Source organism: Thalassobacillus hwangdonensis (assembly GCF_042675915.1).
Classification (GTDB): Bacteria; Bacillota; Bacilli; order Bacillales; family Halobacillaceae; genus Thalassobacillus_A; species Thalassobacillus_A hwangdonensis.
The window spans coordinates 260,618-277,534 of sequence record NZ_JBHTKL010000001.1; the positions used below are offsets into that span (position 1 = coordinate 260,618).

At 42.4% G+C, this 16,917-nt stretch carries 22 protein-coding genes and 1 other annotated feature; of the genes, 16 read left to right on the forward strand and 6 right to left on the reverse strand.

Going from position 1 to position 16,917, the window contains the following annotated elements; genetic code table 11:
• Positions 1–95: 95 nt before the first annotated feature.
• On the reverse strand, positions 96–929 hold the full coding sequence (locus tag ACFQ2J_RS01390; RefSeq protein WP_386055882.1) for a Cof-type HAD-IIB family hydrolase: 834 nt from the start codon (positions 927–929) through the stop codon (positions 96–98).
• A gap of 163 nt (positions 930–1,092) precedes the next feature.
• Here ACFQ2J_RS01390 and ACFQ2J_RS01395 point away from each other — a divergent pair, with 163 nt between their 5' ends.
• From ACFQ2J_RS01395 to moaD, 5 genes are all read left to right on the forward strand, one after another.
• Positions 1,093–1,857, forward strand: a complete 765-nt coding sequence (locus ACFQ2J_RS01395) for a prolyl oligopeptidase family serine peptidase (protein WP_386055884.1) — start codon at positions 1,093–1,095, stop codon at positions 1,855–1,857.
• Between the two features lie 74 nt (positions 1,858–1,931).
• Positions 1,932–2,243 carry a metal-sulfur cluster assembly factor gene (locus ACFQ2J_RS01400; RefSeq protein WP_386055886.1) on the forward strand — a complete coding sequence of 104 codons (312 nt, stop codon included), beginning with the start codon at positions 1,932–1,934 and terminating at the stop codon, positions 2,241–2,243.
• A 69-nt stretch (positions 2,244–2,312) separates the two neighbouring features.
• Positions 2,313–2,846 carry a molybdopterin-guanine dinucleotide biosynthesis protein B gene (gene mobB, locus ACFQ2J_RS01405; protein WP_386055888.1) on the forward strand — a complete coding sequence of 178 codons (534 nt, stop codon included), beginning with the start codon at positions 2,313–2,315 and terminating at the stop codon, positions 2,844–2,846.
• Entirely contained in the window at positions 2,843–3,307 is a 465-nt protein-coding gene (locus ACFQ2J_RS01410; RefSeq protein ID WP_386055890.1) for a molybdenum cofactor biosynthesis protein MoaE, read from the forward strand. The genes mobB and ACFQ2J_RS01410 overlap by 4 nt, the downstream gene beginning before the upstream one ends.
• On the forward strand, positions 3,300–3,533 hold the full coding sequence (gene moaD / locus ACFQ2J_RS01415; protein ID WP_386055892.1) for a molybdopterin converting factor subunit 1: 234 nt from the start codon (positions 3,300–3,302) through the stop codon (positions 3,531–3,533). Before ACFQ2J_RS01410 ends, moaD begins: the two co-directional genes overlap by 8 nt.
• 40 nt (positions 3,534–3,573) lie before the next feature.
• On the opposite strand, the gene ACFQ2J_RS01420 is transcribed toward moaD, so the two are convergent.
• Positions 3,574–4,395 carry an undecaprenyl-diphosphate phosphatase gene (locus ACFQ2J_RS01420; protein WP_386055894.1) on the reverse strand — a complete coding sequence of 274 codons (822 nt, stop codon included), beginning with the start codon at positions 4,393–4,395 and terminating at the stop codon, positions 3,574–3,576.
• Positions 4,396–4,486: 91 nt separating this feature from the next.
• On the opposite strand from ACFQ2J_RS01420, the gene ACFQ2J_RS01425 reads away from it, so the two are divergent.
• Both ACFQ2J_RS01425 and ACFQ2J_RS01430 read left to right on the forward strand, forming a co-directional pair.
• The gene (locus ACFQ2J_RS01425; protein WP_386055896.1) at positions 4,487–4,816 is read left to right on the forward strand and encodes a hypothetical protein; all 330 of its coding nucleotides are present in this window, start codon (positions 4,487–4,489) and stop codon (positions 4,814–4,816) included.
• A 53-nt stretch (positions 4,817–4,869) separates the two neighbouring features.
• The gene (locus tag ACFQ2J_RS01430) at positions 4,870–5,049 is read left to right on the forward strand and encodes a YjzC family protein (protein WP_386055898.1); all 180 of its coding nucleotides are present in this window, start codon (positions 4,870–4,872) and stop codon (positions 5,047–5,049) included.
• 66 nt (positions 5,050–5,115) lie between these two features.
• Here ACFQ2J_RS01430 and ACFQ2J_RS01435 read toward each other — a convergent pair whose 3' ends face one another.
• Positions 5,116–5,289 carry a YjzD family protein gene (locus ACFQ2J_RS01435; protein WP_386055900.1) on the reverse strand — a complete coding sequence of 58 codons (174 nt, stop codon included), beginning with the start codon at positions 5,287–5,289 and terminating at the stop codon, positions 5,116–5,118.
• 141 nt (positions 5,290–5,430) lie between these two features.
• Here ACFQ2J_RS01435 and ACFQ2J_RS01440 point away from each other — a divergent pair, with 141 nt between their 5' ends.
• Together ACFQ2J_RS01440 and ACFQ2J_RS01445 are read left to right on the forward strand one after the other, a co-directional pair.
• A complete protein-coding gene (locus ACFQ2J_RS01440; RefSeq protein ID WP_386055902.1) occupies positions 5,431–5,997 on the forward strand; it encodes a hypothetical protein in 567 nt (188 codons plus the stop codon).
• A gap of 91 nt (positions 5,998–6,088) precedes the next feature.
• Complete coding sequence (locus ACFQ2J_RS01445) at positions 6,089–7,042, forward strand: BMP family ABC transporter substrate-binding protein (protein ID WP_386055904.1); 954 nt, start codon at positions 6,089–6,091, stop codon at positions 7,040–7,042.
• 112 nt (positions 7,043–7,154) lie between these two features.
• Here the strand turns inward: ACFQ2J_RS01445 and ACFQ2J_RS01450 are convergent, their stop codons facing one another.
• On the reverse strand, positions 7,155–7,361 hold the full coding sequence (locus ACFQ2J_RS01450) for a hypothetical protein (RefSeq protein WP_386055905.1): 207 nt from the start codon (positions 7,359–7,361) through the stop codon (positions 7,155–7,157).
• Positions 7,362–7,505: 144 nt separating this feature from the next.
• Between ACFQ2J_RS01450 and ACFQ2J_RS01455 the strand changes: the two genes are divergently transcribed.
• From ACFQ2J_RS01455 to ACFQ2J_RS01470, 4 genes are all read left to right on the forward strand, one after another.
• Complete coding sequence (locus ACFQ2J_RS01455) at positions 7,506–8,438, forward strand: beta-ketoacyl-ACP synthase III (protein ID WP_386055907.1); 933 nt, start codon at positions 7,506–7,508, stop codon at positions 8,436–8,438.
• A 19-nt stretch (positions 8,439–8,457) separates the two neighbouring features.
• Positions 8,458–9,699, forward strand: a complete 1,242-nt coding sequence (fabF, locus tag ACFQ2J_RS01460) for a beta-ketoacyl-ACP synthase II (RefSeq protein WP_386055909.1) — start codon at positions 8,458–8,460, stop codon at positions 9,697–9,699.
• Between the two features lie 131 nt (positions 9,700–9,830).
• Positions 9,831–10,043: a hypothetical protein gene (locus ACFQ2J_RS01465; protein WP_386055911.1), complete on the forward strand. Its 213-nt coding sequence runs from the start codon at positions 9,831–9,833 to the stop codon at positions 10,041–10,043.
• Between the two features lie 81 nt (positions 10,044–10,124).
• Positions 10,125–10,889, forward strand: coding sequence for a YjbA family protein (locus tag ACFQ2J_RS01470; RefSeq protein ID WP_386055913.1), 765 nt, complete (start codon positions 10,125–10,127; stop codon positions 10,887–10,889).
• Positions 10,890–10,914: 25 nt separating this feature from the next.
• Here ACFQ2J_RS01470 and trpS read toward each other — a convergent pair whose 3' ends face one another.
• Together trpS and ACFQ2J_RS01480 are read right to left on the reverse strand one after the other, a co-directional pair.
• Complete coding sequence (trpS, locus tag ACFQ2J_RS01475) at positions 10,915–11,913, reverse strand: tryptophan--tRNA ligase (protein WP_386055915.1); 999 nt, start codon at positions 11,911–11,913, stop codon at positions 10,915–10,917.
• Positions 11,914–11,966: 53 nt separating this feature from the next.
• Positions 11,967–12,170: a binding site (T-box leader), on the reverse strand.
• Between the two features lie 49 nt (positions 12,171–12,219).
• A complete protein-coding gene (locus ACFQ2J_RS01480) occupies positions 12,220–12,588 on the reverse strand; it encodes a DUF3899 domain-containing protein (RefSeq protein ID WP_386055917.1) in 369 nt (122 codons plus the stop codon).
• A gap of 326 nt (positions 12,589–12,914) precedes the next feature.
• On the opposite strand from ACFQ2J_RS01480, the gene ACFQ2J_RS01485 reads away from it, so the two are divergent.
• The 3 genes from ACFQ2J_RS01485 (at position 12,915) to opp3C (ending at position 16,904) form a co-directional block, all read left to right on the forward strand.
• The gene (locus tag ACFQ2J_RS01485) at positions 12,915–14,669 is read left to right on the forward strand and encodes a peptide ABC transporter substrate-binding protein (RefSeq protein ID WP_386055919.1); all 1,755 of its coding nucleotides are present in this window, start codon (positions 12,915–12,917) and stop codon (positions 14,667–14,669) included.
• Between the two features lie 157 nt (positions 14,670–14,826).
• Positions 14,827–15,756, forward strand: coding sequence for an oligopeptide ABC transporter permease (gene opp3b / locus ACFQ2J_RS01490; RefSeq protein ID WP_386055921.1), 930 nt, complete (start codon positions 14,827–14,829; stop codon positions 15,754–15,756).
• On the forward strand, positions 15,756–16,904 hold the full coding sequence (gene opp3C, locus ACFQ2J_RS01495) for an oligopeptide ABC transporter permease (RefSeq protein WP_386055923.1): 1,149 nt from the start codon (positions 15,756–15,758) through the stop codon (positions 16,902–16,904). Before opp3b ends, opp3C begins: the two co-directional genes overlap by 1 nt.
• Positions 16,905–16,917: the final 13 nt, after the last annotated feature.

Genomic DNA, 16,917 nt, shown 5'->3' on the forward strand with positions numbered 1-16,917 from the left:
CAAGCCCTCCCGACTAAAAAAAGCCTGAACGTTATCTGCAACGTTCAAGCTTAGTATGGGAGTATTGCTTAGGTTTATTATGCCCAATTAATGGTTCAGATGGCTTTCGTGTTCAATTTCAAATAATCTTCAAGAAACTCACCGATTCCATCTTCCATATTCGAACCAGTAATGTGTTTAGCGACGTTCTTCAATGGATCGATTCCATTGTGCATCGCAACACCGACACCAGCATAATCAATCATTTCCAGGTCATTATCTTCGTCCCCGAACGCAATGATCCGCTCTTTAGGGATATGATAATAACGGGAAATCTTATCTAATCCGACGGCTTTGTTCAAACCTTTCCGGACGATTTCGATGACGTGCCATGGAGCCCCCCATTTGCGGTGTTCGATCATGGATGCATGATTATCCTGCAGTTCCTGGCGCAATGCTTTGATTTGTTCTTCGTGAGGATAGATAAGCAGTGAAGTCGGATCTTGCTGAAGATGTGTTTTCAAGCTTCCTACCGTCACAGGGTTTTCACCTGTATTCGCTACAAAAATGTCCATCATTTCATCATCATGCTGATCAAGATAGACATCATCCTTGATTTCTGCAAGTACATTTTTTACACCTAAATCGTAACAATGATGGATGATGCGCTTAGCTGTACGGATCGGCAATGGTGTATGAAGTGCATCCCATTTATGGTCAGTCGGATGGTGAATCAACGCACCGTTGAAATTGACCATCGGTGTGTCCAATCCTAATTCGTGATAATACTGGATGCTTGCTCGATGGGGACGGCCTGTGGCAATCACTACGACATGCCCTTCCTCTTTTGCCTGAAGCACCACTTGTTTGGTACGGTCACTGATGACTTTGTCATCCGTCAGTAATGTCCCGTCCAAATCAAGTGCGATTAAATGTTTTTCTTTTTTCATATTATTCACCTCATTATGTTACTTAGTGTAGCGATACCTGGGCTGATTTGTAAAGCAGGGATAGTTTTACTTTTCTTTGTTTTAGTGTAGTGATAGGATTTAATTATACAATGTAAATATTAGGATGAGTTTAACATACTGTAAAAAAGCGAGGTCAGTTGAAATGATAGGGGTATATCGGGAAACAATCGAAGATATTCCGGTATTGGTCGTCGTGGAGGCAGATAAGTATGACCAGGCCTTACCGGTGTTTACATACTTTCATGGGTTTACATCAGCAAAAGAGCATAACCTTGCGCAGGCGTATTTGTTAGCTGCTAAAGGAGTCAGAGTAATCTTACCGGACAGTCTTGACCATGGTGACAGGGAAATCGAACAGACGGATCGGGAGCTGCAGTTCAAGTTTTGGGAAATTGTTGGGAGGAATCTTCAAGACTTGGTTACAATAAAAAACGTTATGGATTCCCGAAATCTGATCAAGGATCAGCGGTTCGGTGTGGGTGGAACAAGTATGGGTGGCGTGACAGCAAGTGCAGCAATGACGCAGTATCCATGGGTGTCACTTGCAGCTGTCATGATGGGTTCGCCAAAACCGGTCGCTTTCGCTGAAAAGATGATTGATGATGTGAAACGCGCTGGAGTCGACCTCCCGTTAGGAGATGAGAAGCTCGCAGAACTGTTTACTTCATTAGAAAAAATCGATCTGTCCAGACAGGTTGAGAAGTTGTACGGCCGCCCGATCTTTTTCTGGCATGGAGATGCCGACCCTGTCGTACCATTCGAACATTCCTATGATTTTTACAATGAAGCGATCGCGCATTATAAAAATCCGGAAAACATTAGGTTCCGTAGGGAAATAGGAAGAGATCATAAAGTAAGTCGATTTGCCATTCTGGAAATGGTCAACTGGCTTGAATTGCACTTATAATAGTCACAATCCTTTTAAACGAGCGTGATTTTTGTTTATAATAGGATAGAACAACTTTGAAGGGGGACGCATTCGTGGATAAAGCACTGGAAGAAAACATGATGGGTGCACTTGAAAATGTCATTGACCCTGAGCTGGGTATCGATATTGTCAATCTTGGCCTCATCTATGGCGTTGATGTAGATGAAGACGGTGTAGGAATAGTAACAATGACACTGACTGCAATGGGATGCCCATTGGCTGGTCACATTGAACAAGACGTAAAACGTGTACTTGCAGACATTCCTGAGTTAAAGGAAGTGCAAGTGAATATTGTATGGAATCCACCATGGACGAAGGACAAAATGAGTCGTTATGCAAAAATTGCACTTGGTATTCCGGATTGATCATCGAAAGCTCTGCCATCAGTGGCAGAGCTTTTTTGGAAGTGGAGGCATTTGGGGGAGAGGGAATAAGTGAAGCAGCATGCATGGGATTTTCCTGTATACCAGGTTGTAGGGTTTAAAAACAGTGGGAAAACGACAGTGATGAACCATCTCATCCACTTTTTAAAGAGCCAAGGAGTAAACGTTGCAACAATCAAACATCACGGCCATCATAGTAAACTTTCACCGAACCACCAGCTGACAGATAGCTTCAGCCATAAAGAGTCCGGAGCGTTTTTGAGCGGGGTGGAAGGTGGCGGTTCATTCCAGTTGGATTATGATTCAAGAGTGGAATTGAAATTAGAAGATCTATTACATATATACTCACGCTTCCAGCCGGATATTGTGCTAGTCGAGGGCTTCAAAAATGAAGCTTATCCTAAAATCCTGGTATTAGGTAACGAAGAAGAAAGAGAGCTTCTGTATGAGCTGGAAGATGTACGTGTCATTATCAGTCGTGCTGATAGTAGTAAAGAAAATCTTCCGGAATATCACTTGAATGAGGTGGTGAGTCAATGCGGCCGGATCATGCATCACTTAGAACGGGAGCGAAGCAGAAAATGAAGAAGTTTTGGATCACCGATGGGAAGGTATCTATAGAAGAAGTAGTTGCACTTGTTACCAGAAGAGAAGCTGGGGCGATCAACACCTTTATAGGAACAGTGAGGGAGTTTACCAAAGGGAAAAAAACCTTATACCTTGATTATCAAGCCTATATTCCGATGGCAGAAAAGAAACTGATGCAGATCGGGGAGGAAATAAAGAAAAAATGGCCGGATGCGGAAACGGCAATTGTTCACCGTGTAGGGAGGCTTGATATTTCGGATATCGCAGTAGTCATAGCAGTATCAACTCCACATCGAGCTGATTCTTATGAAGCAAGCAGGTACGCAATAGAGCGGATAAAGGAAATTGTACCCATATGGAAAAAAGAGCATTGGGAAGATGGCGAGACATGGGTAGGAAATCAATTGGAAACAACACCGTATCCTAAAGGTTATCCGGAGGTGAAGAACAATGATTAACATCTTATTATTTGCTGGTTTACAGGAGAAAGTCGGTAAAGAGTCTGTTCAGCTGGACATAGAAGCGGGAACGATCCAAAGCCTTCGAAAGCAGTTGAAAGAAAACTATCAACTGGATGAAATCGATACTGCAATGGCAGCCATCAATGAGGAGTATGCGACGGATGAATCTACTGTAACACTCGGAGATACCGTAGCATTCATACCACCGGTAAGCGGTGGATAAAGAATAATGGCCCCGATCCAATTGGATCAGGGCCATTTTTTCAAGACAGAATGATGATGGCGATGGCTCCTACAATGAAGCAGTAGAATGCGAAATATTTGAGGTTGCCTTGTGCCATGATATTCATAAACCATTTCAATGAGAAGTACGTGGCGATGATTGATGCCATGATCGCAAGCAACCACGGAATCATCAGACTTCTATCTTCAAGCCCGACAATGTCTCCGATAGAAAGGACCATCGTCCCTAGACTGACGGGTATATATAATAGGAAAGAAAATCGCAACGCTGTATCCTGCTTCATGCCGAGCAGCATAGCTGCAACGATCGTAGCACCGGAACGGCTGATACCAGGTACTAATGCCACTGCCTGGGCAAAACCGACAATGAGAGCATCTTTCCATGTAAGGTTCCCTTCTCCTTTGTTTCCACGAAGGTTACGAATGATCCATAATGCTATCCCTGTGATAATCAGTGTAATCCCTATCATATACGGCTGATTGAAAGTAGTTCCGATCCAGTCTTCCAAAAGAATTCCCAGGACTGCAGCCGGAATTGTTCCAAGAATCAGGAATACGATGAAATTGTATTCAGACTTACTTTCCTCATTCTTATGAATGGCATAGGACCAGCCATTTTTCACAAGGCGTATAATGTCTTTCCGATACACCAGTAATACTGCAATCAGTGAACCGAAGTTGACGAAGACTTCGAAAAGCAGTCCATCCGGGGCGATTCCGAAAATGTTTTTAAGCAATACTAGGTGCCCGCTAGAGGAAATCGGAATAGGTTCTGTGACACCTTGAAACAGGCCTAGAAAAATATATTTGATCAATAGCCATAAATCGCTGACAGCTTCCATGTGGCTTACCTCCAAAAGATTTATCTTGTATTATGTCATCCTGCACACCACATCCATTAGTTGAATATCTTGGATTTATGGAGGTGGTTGAATGAAAAGAAATCATGATTATCATCCAATGTATGACCAAGCTGTCCAGCATATGCATTTGCCAGTTGTATTATCATTAGCTGATGGTCAGCAATTGGAAGGTGTCGTTGTCCATGTAGATGGAGAATTCGTCTATATCGATGTTCCTGAATCCCAGTCGCAGGATACAAGGGACGCATCCCGTCAGTATGGGTATGGACCTTATGGGTATCCTGGTTATGGTTACCCTGGGTATGGCTATCCACCTTATGGCGGTTACGGAGCACGAAGGCTGATTTTGCCTTTGGCTGCTTTAGTTGCTATCAGTGCACTTGGCGCCGCCTGGTATTAATAATTTCAATTCGCGCATGCTAATTCATATAAAGAAAAGAAGGAGTGTGCGCAATGGGGCAAAGACATCAATTCAAAGAAGGGGATCATGCACCCAATAATGGAAAATATGTAGAAATAGGTGAAACGGGCAGCATGGTCACTGACCCTCAGCAAATTGAATTGAAAGCTGGAGATCGCTTTCCCGAAACGACGAATCATAACCGGGTTTGGACCTATAAACGAAAACCTTGATTGGTAACGATGAAAAGTCGCGCTAAGCTAGCGCGACTTTTTGCATCATGTAAGTATTCATTTCAATCACGCTTCGTCTTTGATCAACCCTTCGCCAAGCACGACGCTGGCAATTGAGAATAAAACAGTCAAAACAACTACTTGCATAATTGTAAAGTCAGCCCCACCCATATTGCTGATAACATAGGTAATCATGAAGCTTAATAAAAATGCCCAGAAAATTGTCCAAAAAAATCGCATGTTCGCTCACCTCATTTGCACATTCTTCATTCAGTTTACCAAAACCAATGGAAAAAATAAATATGAAATCGTTTTCCTTGAAGGAATATTTGAATAACGAGGTCGAGTTAATGAATAGAGTGGTAGTGAGGAGGGACAGTGATGGCCTATTTCATTCAACCATGTTTTCATTGGATCGGTTTTCATCTAGTCGAATATTTATTGAAAAATGGGCAGGAAGTGATTGGGGTGGACCCCATTGATTCAGATAAAGAAGAGTTCAAGTACCTATGGATTGGACGTAACAGCAATTTCCAGCATTTCCGCACCAGACTGGGGATGGAAAAGCATTGTGATACAGAGCATATTGAGAGGGAATTTGTAATTGATAATGAGAAAGGAACAATTACGATGGAGGTTTCTAATATAAAAAGGCAAGAGAAAAAAGAGGAATACGTTCTCCCAGTCCCCCATTTATACGGGGAGTGGATGCCGAGAGATGAGGAAACCCTGAATATGAACGGCGAACGAATTAGTGTAGAGGATTACATTAAGCGTGAGGATACAGTATATATAGAAGATTTTGTTCACCAGTTGTTAAGATGGAAGGACTCTGATAGCAGGAATGAAGAGCCCTCATTCATAAGTGATAATCATAAGTCCGATGATCAGATGGTGAAACGCTTAAATGAACATTATATGAAATATCGGATATATTATGAAAGTTAAGTAAACTTTGCACCTGCTTCATTTACATTCATCTTGATTTCAAGTTAAAATAAAGAAAACGACTCGGTTGACTATTGTAGGAGTGCTGGCATTGAAGAAGATAATGATTATCACACTTATGACATTTATATCTTTAGTTGGATGTAGTGCAGGTGCAGGAGAAGGAAACATCCAATCTGTTGGAATGCTTGTGGAAACGACGGTCCATGATCAGGCCTGGGGACAAAAAGGATATAAAGGTCTATTGGAAATCAAAGATGAGTATGATGTAGATGTATATTTCAAAGAAGGCATCACATCACAAGCGGAAGTGAACAAGGCAGTAGATGAACTGGCTGATAAAGGTGTGAAAATCATCTTTGGCCACAGCAGTACGTATGGAGAACATTTTCAACGTATTCATGAGTCCTTCCCGGAAATACAGTTCATTTATTTTAACGGTGGATTCACCGCAGAGAATGTAACGAGCCTGAATTTCAGTGCTAATGCAATGGGTTTTTTCGGGGGTGTCGTTGCAGGTGGAATGACCGAGACCAATCAAGTGGGAATCATTGCGGCACATGAATGGCAGCCTGAAGTGGAAGGATTTTTTGAAGGGGTCAATTATGAAAACCCTGATGCTGACATCCATCTTAACTTCGTAGGCAGCTGGGATGATAAAGAGAAGGCACTGCAACTGTATCAGATGATGGAGAAGACTGAAGCGGATGTGTTTTATCCGACTGGAGACAGTTTCAGCTCGTTGATTATCCAGGAAATCCAGGATGACGGCAACTTTGCAATCGGCTATGTAAATGATCAGTCCAATTTAGGAAAGAACACCGTACTGACAAGCACTGTACAGAATGTAGAGGTCCTCTATATAGATGCGATGGAAAAAGCGGTGAACGGAGAATTGCCGGGTGATGTAATTGAATATGATTTCAAGGAAAATGCGATTTCGATGGGGGCCTTCAGTGATCAAGTACCTGATGCATTGAAGGAAAAAGTACAAGGCTATATCGAATCATATAAAGCTACTGGGAAATTGCCATATGAAAATTAAAAAAGGATGTCTCAGCCGTTACTTCTTCTTTATTGAAGGAGAATGGCTGAGGCATCCTTTTCTTAATAAAATGACAATGTGCATCAGGACATGGAAATCGGGTTTCAGTACTTTACTTCGGTCCTTTGAATTTGCTGATTTTTTCTGACATTTGTTTGACATAAGGGGAGAAGGATTGGTAGGTGTCGGACATCGTCTGCATGAATGTCACCCAATCAAACGGGCTGTCCTCACTTTCATTCAGCTCTTTTTTATCTTCTGGGTCATTTTTTCTACCGAACATCATCTCATCGAAACGGCCTCGATCGGACTTTCGCATAGCACCACCTCCTAGTGCTAGTTTATGCATCAGGAAGGTGGGATTGTGGGCTCGATACCTCTTGATTAAATAGAAAGAATACATTAATATTAGTACCAAGTCATAACAATTGATAATAACACTACCTCTAAAGGGGATGGAAATATGAATGCTGGTATTTTAGGAACTGGGCACTATGTACCTGAAAAAGTCCTTACCAATCGTGATTTGGAGAAAATGGTAGACACGGATGATGAATGGATCAAAGGGAGAACAGGCATTGAAGAAAGACGCATCGCTGAAGATGATATGGACACCTCCCATATGGCGTTCTTGGCAGCGGAAATGGCACTTGATAAAGCAGGTTTGACTGGGGAAGACTTGGATATGATCCTTGTTGCTACAGTAACACCGGATAAGCCATTCCCTTCGGTTGCAACCATGCTGCAGGAGCGGCTCGGCGCAAGGAATATTGCTGCGATGGATTTGAGCGCGGCCTGTTCTGGATTCATGTATGGATTGATTACCGCGAAGCAATTCATTGAAACGAATGCATATAAGAACATTCTCGTGGTTGGAGTGGAGAAATTATCGAAAATCACCGACTGGGCTGACCGGAATACATGTGTTCTGTTTGGGGATGGTGCAGGAGCGGCAGTCGTCGGCCCTGTAAGTGAAGGAAAAGGAATCCTTTCTTTTGAACTTGGAGCAGATGGCACTGGAGGTAAACACCTTTACCAGAATGAGCACATCGTGATGAACGGCAGGGAAGTATTCAAATTCGCCGTAAGACAGATGCCGGAATCGTCCGTAAACGTAGTGGAAAAAATCGGTTTCAAAAAAGAAGATGTTGATTACTTGATCCCGCACCAGGCGAATATCAGGATCATGGAAGCAGCGAGACAGCGTCTCGGCATTTCAGAAGAGAAAATGTCCAAATCTGTCCAGAAATACGGAAATACATCTGCAGCATCCATTCCGATTGCATTATCAGAAGACGTAGCAGATGGTAAAATAAAAGAAGATGATCTTATTGTACTGGTAGGATTCGGAGGCGGCCTTACATGGGGCGCTGTAGCAATCCGCTGGGGAAAGTAAGAAGGAGGACGTTTGAGAGATGGAAAATAAAAGACGAGTTGTAATCACTGGTATGGGAGCTGTTTCTCCCGTTGGGAATACAGTAGAGGACATGTGGGATAGCATCAAGAATGGTAAATCCGGTATCGACTACATCACAAAAGTGGATAAAGAAAATTACCCTGCTAAAGTAGCTGCAGAAGTGAAAGATTTCGATGTCACTCAATTTATTGATAAAAAAGAAGCCCGTCGTATGGATTTATTTACACAATACGCAGTTTCTTCTGCTTTGATGGCGGTGAAAGATGCCGATTTGGAAATTACAGAAGAACTTGCGCCCCGCACAGGTGTATGGATCGGATCGGGCATAGGTGGAATGGGAACATACGAAGAACAGTTCGAGAAGTTCCTTGAGAAAGGATATCGTCGTGTAAGTCCATTTTTCATCCCGATGATGATTCCGGATATGGCTGCCGGACAAGTTTCCATCACGCTTGGAGCTAAAGGAATCAATTCCTGTTCCGTTACAGCGTGTGCCTCCGGTACGAACTCGATCGGCGATGCGTTCAAAGTCATCCAGCGTGGAGATGCGGACGTTATGATCACTGGTGGTACAGAATCGCCGATGAACAAGATGTCGTTTGCAGGGTTCTCTGCAATGAAAGCATTGACGTTCAACGATGATCCAGCAACAGCAAGTCGTCCGTTCGATAAGAACCGTGATGGTTTCGTTATGGGAGAAGGCGCAGGAATTCTCGTGCTTGAAACATTGGAGTCTGCGAAAAAACGTGGAGCGAAAATCTACGGCGAAATCGTAGGTTATGGCTCGACTGGAGATGCACACCACATCACTGCTCCAGCACCAGAAGGAGAAGGGGCGGTTCGGTCGATGCAGCAGGCAATCAATGATGCGGGTATGAAGCCGGCTGAAATCGATTATATGAATGCACATGGAACATCGACTGAATTGAACGATAAGTTTGAAACGATGGCAGTCAAGCAAGTATTTGGTGAGCACGCAAACAAGTTGGCGATCTCTTCTACCAAATCAATGACGGGACATTTACTAGGAGCAGCTGGTGCCATCGAAGCGATCATTTCATTGAAGGCAATCGGAGATGGCATCCTGCCTCCAACAATCAATTATGAAACACCAGACCCAGAATGTGACCTTGATTATGTACCGAATGAGGCTCGTTCCCAGGAAGTGAATGCCGTAATCAGTAATTCACTTGGTTTCGGTGGTCATAATGCAACACTGATTTTCAAGAAATATGAATAGATTTGCTATCATTAAAATCCGCACCTCATAAAGGGTGCGGATTTTTTTTGTGAATTTACCTTTGTAACGTATGTTTTTTAAATTCTTACATATATATCTACCAACATGGACGAGCAGGAGGAGTGGTGCAGTTGATCCAATGGTTCATTTTTTTAATCGGGTTCGGATTCACTGTCACCGGCGGCACTTCTCTGATCGGTTACATGAATCTGTTGCCTGCAGGAATGTCCTGGCAGGAATATGTCATTTTCATTCAGTCCAGGATGGAATGCTGGTTGTTTTTAATCGGATTATTATTGATGTTATTGAGCACGTTGAAAATAGGAAGAAATCCTTGCCAATAATTTGAACTTCAGAATAAAAGTTCCATAACTCGACCATACTGAAGGCAAATGAAACCTATAGATGGAAGGTGAGGACCTAATATGTTGTACATGCACGACGTCTGGGTAAACTGGTTTGAAGGCGAAGAAAATGGATATAATGTGTGCCATTTTCATGAATGGCGGAAAGAGGATGGCATCGAATTGCTCGACCAGGCACCGTTGCTGCTAGTATCCGAGGAACTATACCAATATATCGAAAATGACCTCCAAGATCTTCCCATCAGCTTGCTGGAATCGATACATCGTAGAGCATACTTAAGAAAGAACCAGGAAAGAAAAACACTGGATTATGCTGCAATCGTCACAAATGGGGAAACCGTCATTGCGTTCGACACATTAGGCTACACCCTGCCAGTCAGGAAGAGCAGATTGATTCCGCGTCAGGAGCGGTTGGCTCTGGAAATGGTCGACGGTCAGAAAGTTTCTACATTTGAATGGAATGTAGACATGACAGATAAGGAACACCACATCCTTTCCCTTTCTCCGGAGCAAATGCTGGGACTGACACGTAAAGAGCGCCAACTGAAGCAGTTATTGATGATGGCTTTGGATCAATTGAAACAAACAGATAATCTGCAGGAAATCAGATATTGGCTCACAGAGTGGGATCCTTCTGAATATAGCCGTATATGTGAACTGAGCATGGAAGAATCATGGCAGCGCTTATATGATGGAACTACCGTAGGGTGGGGAAGAGAGCACGAAGAATTATGCGGAAAACTCATAAAAGGCCAGCCATTCTTTGAAAAGATATGGGAACTTGAAAATGAAAAAGCAGAAACAAGTTTAAAAAAGCAGAATTGAAGGCTTCCTTCAATTCTGCTTTTCTTTATTTCTTCTTTTTGACTCTTCCAAGACCCATAGCTTTTTTAGCTTTTTTGAGCATTTTATCAGCTTGCATGTTTGCACGTTCTGCCCCAGAATCGAGTACATCATCCAGTTCTTCAGAGCCGATCAATTCCTCATATCGTTCACGAATCGGCTTCAATACTCCGATAACTGCGGAGGCTACATCCTGTTTGAATTCTCCATACCCCTTACCATCGTAATGATTCTCCAATTCTTCGATCGTTCTACCAGTACAAATCGATTGGATCGTAAGCAGGTTCGAGATGCCAGCTTTTTTTTCCTTATCATATTTGACGATTCCTTCTGAGTCAGTGACTGCACTTTTGATTTTCTTCTCAATCTTTTTATCATCATCAAGCATGGAAATGAAAGCTTTTTGGTTGGTGTCCGATTTGCTCATCTTCTTTGTAGGATCCTGCAATGACATGATCCTGGCGCCTGTTTTAGGAATGCTTACCTCTGGAACAGTGAAGATATCATTGTATTTATTGTTGAAACGCTGAGCCAGATTACGAGTCAGTTCCAAGTGCTGTTTCTGATCTTCTCCAACAGGAACTAAATCAGTCTTATATAGAAGAATGTCGGCAGCCATCAGTGGTGGATAAGTGAGAAGACCTGAAGATACAGCCTCTTTTCCTTTCGATGACTTATCCTTGAATTGGGTCATGCGCTCCAATTCGCCGATGTAGCTGACACATTGAAGCATCCACCCTAGCTGAGTATGTGCTGCAACTTCTGATTGAATGAACAAAGTCGACTTGTTCGGGTCAATTCCAGCTGCCAAGTACAAAGCAGCTAGTGAGCGGATATTTTCTCTAAGTTGCAATCGGTCTTGAGGGACCGTAATTGCATGTTCATCGACAATGCAAAAATAACAATCATGTTCATCCTGCATATCGACGAAATGCTTCATTGCTCCTAAATAATTTCCCAATGTCAACGTACCACTTGGCTGAATGCCAGAAAAAATTGTTTTCATCGTTATCACCTCAAAGTATTTAATAAATAAAAAAAGTCCATTCGAATCCCTGGGAAAGGGACGAATGAACCGCGGTGCCACCCTTGTTAATCCAGAATCACTTCTGGAATCACTTTGCCGTTATCGCCGGAATACGCCGCATGATCGCGGTGCTCAGAAACCCCAATTCCCGGATTTTCTTGTTGACTGATTTCCACCATCACAGTCTCTCTATAAAACAGAGGAAGCCGGTACTTTCGTTTCATCATTACATCTTCGTATTCATTTATTTTGTTATTATAATCGATACTGCGAACCCTGTGCAAGTCAGGAATAATAGGCGATCAGCAATAATCCCATCCCCGATAGCAACAGGATGCCTTGAAACAAGAAAAAGTTTACAGTACTTACGCTTATGCGATCAGAAGGTAATGCCTTATCTTCCAATTCAAGCAGGTAATCCTGATTTTTAGAAAAGATGCTTCCCGTTTTACGGAAGCTCTTCGTCACTGCATCAAAGAACCCGCCTTTGATGACCCACATCATCAATCCCACCATTAGATAGAAGGAGCTTAGGTAGAAGAGGATATTGATGAATTGCACTAGACTTCCAGCAGAAGCAGTGGCAATCGTGATCAGATAGGCTGCAGCAAAATGGAAGATCAGCACCATCCATTTATTATAGAAGATGTTCAATGCTTTCACGACCTTTCAAATTATCAATGTCATTATAGCACGAATGCGTCGAATATTGGAGAAGCGACAGGTATAGAAAATATTACATCCAACTCTTCCCTATAGATGCTGACTTTTCCAATATGGCGCTAATAAGCGCATGGGACTTCCGGTAAATAAACTAGGTAAATATAACTATTTTGTGTTACGCGAACGTAATAATATCGGGGCTTGTGTATTTTTTCTGAAAAATATTAATGCAAAATTGTCCGAAAACTTGTATAATTCGATGTGTGGATAAATTATTCACAAATTTTTAGACAATTTTAGGGGAGGTCATTTTCTACATGAAAAAGACAAACTGGTTGTTACTAGTCCTTGCACTAGTACTAAGTATGTTCCTTGTAGCGTGCTCCGGTGGAGACAGCGACAATGCTGACTCTGGCGATGACACGAATACAGAGGACACAACTTCTGAAGATGAAGGTTCAGAAGATGCAGACGCTGAGGGAGATTCTGGTGAAGAAGCTTCCGGAGACAAGAACCTTGCTGAAGAGCAAGTACTTAACCTTCTAGAGGGATCTCAGATTCCTACTATGGATTCTTCACACGCTACGGATGCTGTTGCATTCCAGTGGTTGGGTGAAACTATGGAAGGTCTTTACCGCTTGAACGAAGATGTTCAGCCTGAACCAGCAGTAGCTGCTGAAGAGCCTCAGGTAAGTGAAGATGGTCTTGAGTGGACAATCAAACTTCGTGAAGACGCTGTTTGGTCCAACGGTGACCCTGTCACTGCTAACGACTTCGTTTTCGCTTGGAGACGTGCAATCGATCCTGAAACTGGATCTGAGTACGGCCCATTCATGATGAACGACGTGCTTAAAAACGCTACAGCAATCAACAATGGCGAAATGGGTGTTGAAGAGCTAGGTGTTGAAGCTGTAAGTGACTACGAATTGAAAATCACGCTTGAAAAAGCTGTACCTTATTTCCACAGCCTATTGACTTTCGGTACTTACTACCCGTTGAACGAAGCTTTCGTTACAGAACAAGGTGCTGACTATGCATTGACTTCTGATAACTTGATCTTCAACGGACCATTCCTACTTGAGAATTGGGATCCGAAAGCAAGTGAGAGCTGGAATCTTACTAAGAACCCTGATTACTGGGATGCTGAAAACGTAACTCTTGAAACTATCAACGTAAACGTTGTTAAAGAAACAAGTGCAGCAGTTAACCAGTACGAAACTGGTGGTACTGACCGTGCTGGTCTTACAGCTGAATATGTTGAGAAATATGCAGGATCTGAAGATTATGTAACAATGCCTGAACCGGTTCTTTTCTACTTGAAGATGAACCAGGACAATGAAGCGCTTGCTAACGTTAACATCCGTAAAGCAATCCAAATGTCCATCAACAAGCAAGATTTGGTTGACGTTATCTTGAACAACGGATCTGTAGTATCTACAGGTGCTGTACCATCTGATTTCGTTTCTCACCCTGAATCTGGTGAAGACTTCCGTTCACTAAACGGAGATCTAGTAACTACAGATAAAGAGAAAGCGAAAGAATTGTGGCAGACAGGTCTTGAAGAACTAGGAACTGATTCTGTAACACTTCGTTTCCTAGGTGGAGACTCTGATGTTGCAAAAACAATGGATGAGTACATTGTTGACCAACTTCAAAGTAACCTTGAAGGTCTGACTCTTGAAATTTCCCAGGTTCCATTTGAAGAGCGTATCGCACGTGATGAAGCGTCCGACTACGATATTCAGAACTCTGGTTGGGGTCCTGACTACCTTGACGCTAGCACATGGTTGAACATGTGGATGTCTGATAGTCCTTACATGACTATGAACTACAATAGCGAAAAATATGATTCTCTAATGCAAGAAGCTAACAACGATCTTCTTACTGACCTTCCAGCTCGTTTCGATAAGATGCTTGAAGCTGAGAAGCAACTAGTACAAGAAGATGCTGCGATCGCACCATTGTACCAACGCTCTCGTGCATATCTATGGAGACCTACTGTAAAAGGTGTCATTTTCAACCCAATGGGGGCAGACTTCACTTATAAACACGCATATATCTCTGCGGAATAATCGTATATGAGTGAAATGTTTACCTCTTGGTAAGAGGAGAGGGAGAGTGTACTGTCACAGTTGTGGCATATACTCTCTTTTTCCGTTTATAAAGGTTTTTTGAATAATTTGAACTGTCAAAAAATTTAAACCCCAAAGACGAATAGGAGGGATAAGGATGACGAGATTTATCATTAAGCGACTCATCTATATGTTCATCACCTTATTTTTGATCGCCACGTTTTCGTTCTTCCTGATGAAATTGCTTCCCGGTTCTCCGTTGAAAGCGGAACAGAAGCTTTCAGCAGCCCAAAAAGAAATAATCTTTGAAAAGTATAACTTGAATGACCCGATCCCTATCCAATATTTTAATTATTTAGTTAAACTAGCTCAGGGTGATTTAGGTGTATCATTCCAAATGAATAACCAGCCTGTAACGGATATTCTATTGAATCGTGCACCTACTTCAGCGCATCTTGGATTCCAGGCTATGATCCTTGGAACGATAATAGGTATGTTATTGGGTATAGCTGCAGCAATTCGAGCTAACTCTTCAATAGACTATGCTTCAAATATCATATCGGTAATTGGTATATCCATACCTTCCTTTATTTTTGCTGGTCTGCTTCAATATTATGTTGGTGTAGAACTGCAATGGCTCCCGGTTTCGTATTGGGAGAGTTGGAAACATACAATTATGCCTACCATAGCACTAGCGATATTCCCGATTGCTACTGCTGCCAGGTTCTTACGTACAGAAATGATTGAAGTACTGGGTTCAGATTACATTGTTACAGCAAGAGCAAAAGGAGTTAGTAAAAATTCATTGATTTTCAAACATGCATTAAGAAATGCATTGATTCCTTTGGTAACGATCATGGGTCCGATGGCAATTGCTTTAATGACCGGTACTCTTGTAATCGAACAAATCTTCTCTATACCTGGAATTGGTGAGCAGTTCGTTACTTCCGTTATGACCAATGACTTCCCAATCATAATGGGTACAACATTATTCTTCGCCTTTTTCTTCATCTTGGTAATTCTAATAGTCGATATACTTTACGGAATCATCGATCCACGTATACGACTGGCTGGGGGTAGTGATTAATGTCTAAAGAGAATTTGGATAAAGATTTATTTAAACTCGCAAAAAAAGATGAGGACGCCTCGGAAAAAATTGCGCGTCCCAGTTTGACATATTGGCAGGATGCTTGGATCCGCCTACGTAAGAATAAAGGTGCGATCTTTGGTATTGTCGTTTTGGCTATCATCATGTTGATGTCTATCATTGGCCCATACTTCAATGAAGATGGTATCAACGACCAGGAATTGGGATTATCCAAATTACCGCCAAGGGTCCAAGGGCTTGAGGATATCCGATGGCTCGGTTTGGATGGTACCAAATCCGACTCCTATGAAGGAGATTCCGTTGAAGCAGTAAAAGAACGGTTACGGGCCCGCTTCCGTGTGCAGGATGACGAGTTCATGACTTACAAAGTAAAGAGTGAGGGAGACGGTTCTCCTGACTCTGCAGAAGTTAAAGGGTACTATCATATTTATGAAGCAAAAGATTTGAATGAAGAATACTTCTGGTTCGGTACCGATGCGTTGGGCCGTGACCTATTTACTAGAACATGGTATGGAACGCGTATTTCCCTATATATCGCTTTCCTTGCAGCGTTAATTGATTTAGTTGTTGGTGTAGCATATGGTGGTATTTCGGCTTATTACGGCGGACGCGTTGATAACGTCATGCAGCGTATCATCGAGATTCTTGTCGGTATTCCGAACTTGGTTGTCGTTATCCTGATGATCATGATTCTCGAGCCGGGAATAATATCGATAACCATTGCGCTTACGTTGACCGGTTGGACAGGAATGGCACGTATGGTGAGGGGACAAGTACTGAAGCTTAAGAATCAGGAGTTTGTATTAGCATCGAGAACATTGGGTGCTCCAGATAAGCGTATTCTTACAAGACATCTGATTCCTAATACGTTGGCGATTATAATTGTAAATACGATGTTTACGATTCCGGCAGCGATTTTCTTTGAAGCATTCTTAAGCTTCATTGGTTTAGGACTGCAGTCACCGGATGCGTCACTGGGAACATTGATAAATGATGGATTTGATTCAATGATGATCAATCCATATATGATGATTTTCCCTGCAATCGTCATTTCTCTAGTAATGATCGGCTTTAATATCTTGGCAGATGGTCTTCGAGATGCACTAGATCCGAAGATGCGTGAATAGGAGGCAGGTGTAA

What these genes read in the sequence shown, in the direction of transcription:
- ACFQ2J_RS01455 (WP_386055907.1), top strand. Translation starts at nt 7,506, where the DNA reads ATGAATGCTGGTATTTTAGGAACTGGGCACTATGTACCTGAAAAAGTC.
- ACFQ2J_RS01485 (WP_386055919.1), top strand. Translation starts at nt 12,915, where the DNA reads ATGAAAAAGACAAACTGGTTGTTACTAGTCCTTGCACTAGTACTAAGT.
- fabF (WP_386055909.1), top strand. Translation starts at nt 8,458, where the DNA reads ATGGAAAATAAAAGACGAGTTGTAATCACTGGTATGGGAGCTGTTTCT.
- ACFQ2J_RS01470 (WP_386055913.1), top strand. Translation starts at nt 10,125, where the DNA reads ATGTTGTACATGCACGACGTCTGGGTAAACTGGTTTGAAGGCGAAGAA.
- ACFQ2J_RS01440 (WP_386055902.1), top strand. Translation starts at nt 5,431, where the DNA reads ATGGCCTATTTCATTCAACCATGTTTTCATTGGATCGGTTTTCATCTA.
- opp3C (WP_386055923.1), top strand. Translation starts at nt 15,756, where the DNA reads ATGTCTAAAGAGAATTTGGATAAAGATTTATTTAAACTCGCAAAAAAA.
- ACFQ2J_RS01430 (WP_386055898.1), top strand. Translation starts at nt 4,870, where the DNA reads ATGGGGCAAAGACATCAATTCAAAGAAGGGGATCATGCACCCAATAAT.
- ACFQ2J_RS01395 (WP_386055884.1), top strand. Translation starts at nt 1,093, where the DNA reads ATGATAGGGGTATATCGGGAAACAATCGAAGATATTCCGGTATTGGTC.
- trpS (WP_386055915.1), bottom strand. Translation starts at nt 11,913, where the DNA reads ATGAAAACAATTTTTTCTGGCATTCAGCCAAGTGGTACGTTGACATTG.
- ACFQ2J_RS01435 (WP_386055900.1), bottom strand. Translation starts at nt 5,289, where the DNA reads ATGCGATTTTTTTGGACAATTTTCTGGGCATTTTTATTAAGCTTCATG.
- opp3b (WP_386055921.1), top strand. Translation starts at nt 14,827, where the DNA reads ATGACGAGATTTATCATTAAGCGACTCATCTATATGTTCATCACCTTA.
- moaD (WP_386055892.1), top strand. Translation starts at nt 3,300, where the DNA reads ATGATTAACATCTTATTATTTGCTGGTTTACAGGAGAAAGTCGGTAAA.
- ACFQ2J_RS01450 (WP_386055905.1), bottom strand. Translation starts at nt 7,361, where the DNA reads ATGCGAAAGTCCGATCGAGGCCGTTTCGATGAGATGATGTTCGGTAGA.
- ACFQ2J_RS01390 (WP_386055882.1), bottom strand. Translation starts at nt 929, where the DNA reads ATGAAAAAAGAAAAACATTTAATCGCACTTGATTTGGACGGGACATTA.
- ACFQ2J_RS01420 (WP_386055894.1), bottom strand. Translation starts at nt 4,395, where the DNA reads ATGGAAGCTGTCAGCGATTTATGGCTATTGATCAAATATATTTTTCTA.
- ACFQ2J_RS01425 (WP_386055896.1), top strand. Translation starts at nt 4,487, where the DNA reads ATGAAAAGAAATCATGATTATCATCCAATGTATGACCAAGCTGTCCAG.
- ACFQ2J_RS01410 (WP_386055890.1), top strand. Translation starts at nt 2,843, where the DNA reads ATGAAGAAGTTTTGGATCACCGATGGGAAGGTATCTATAGAAGAAGTA.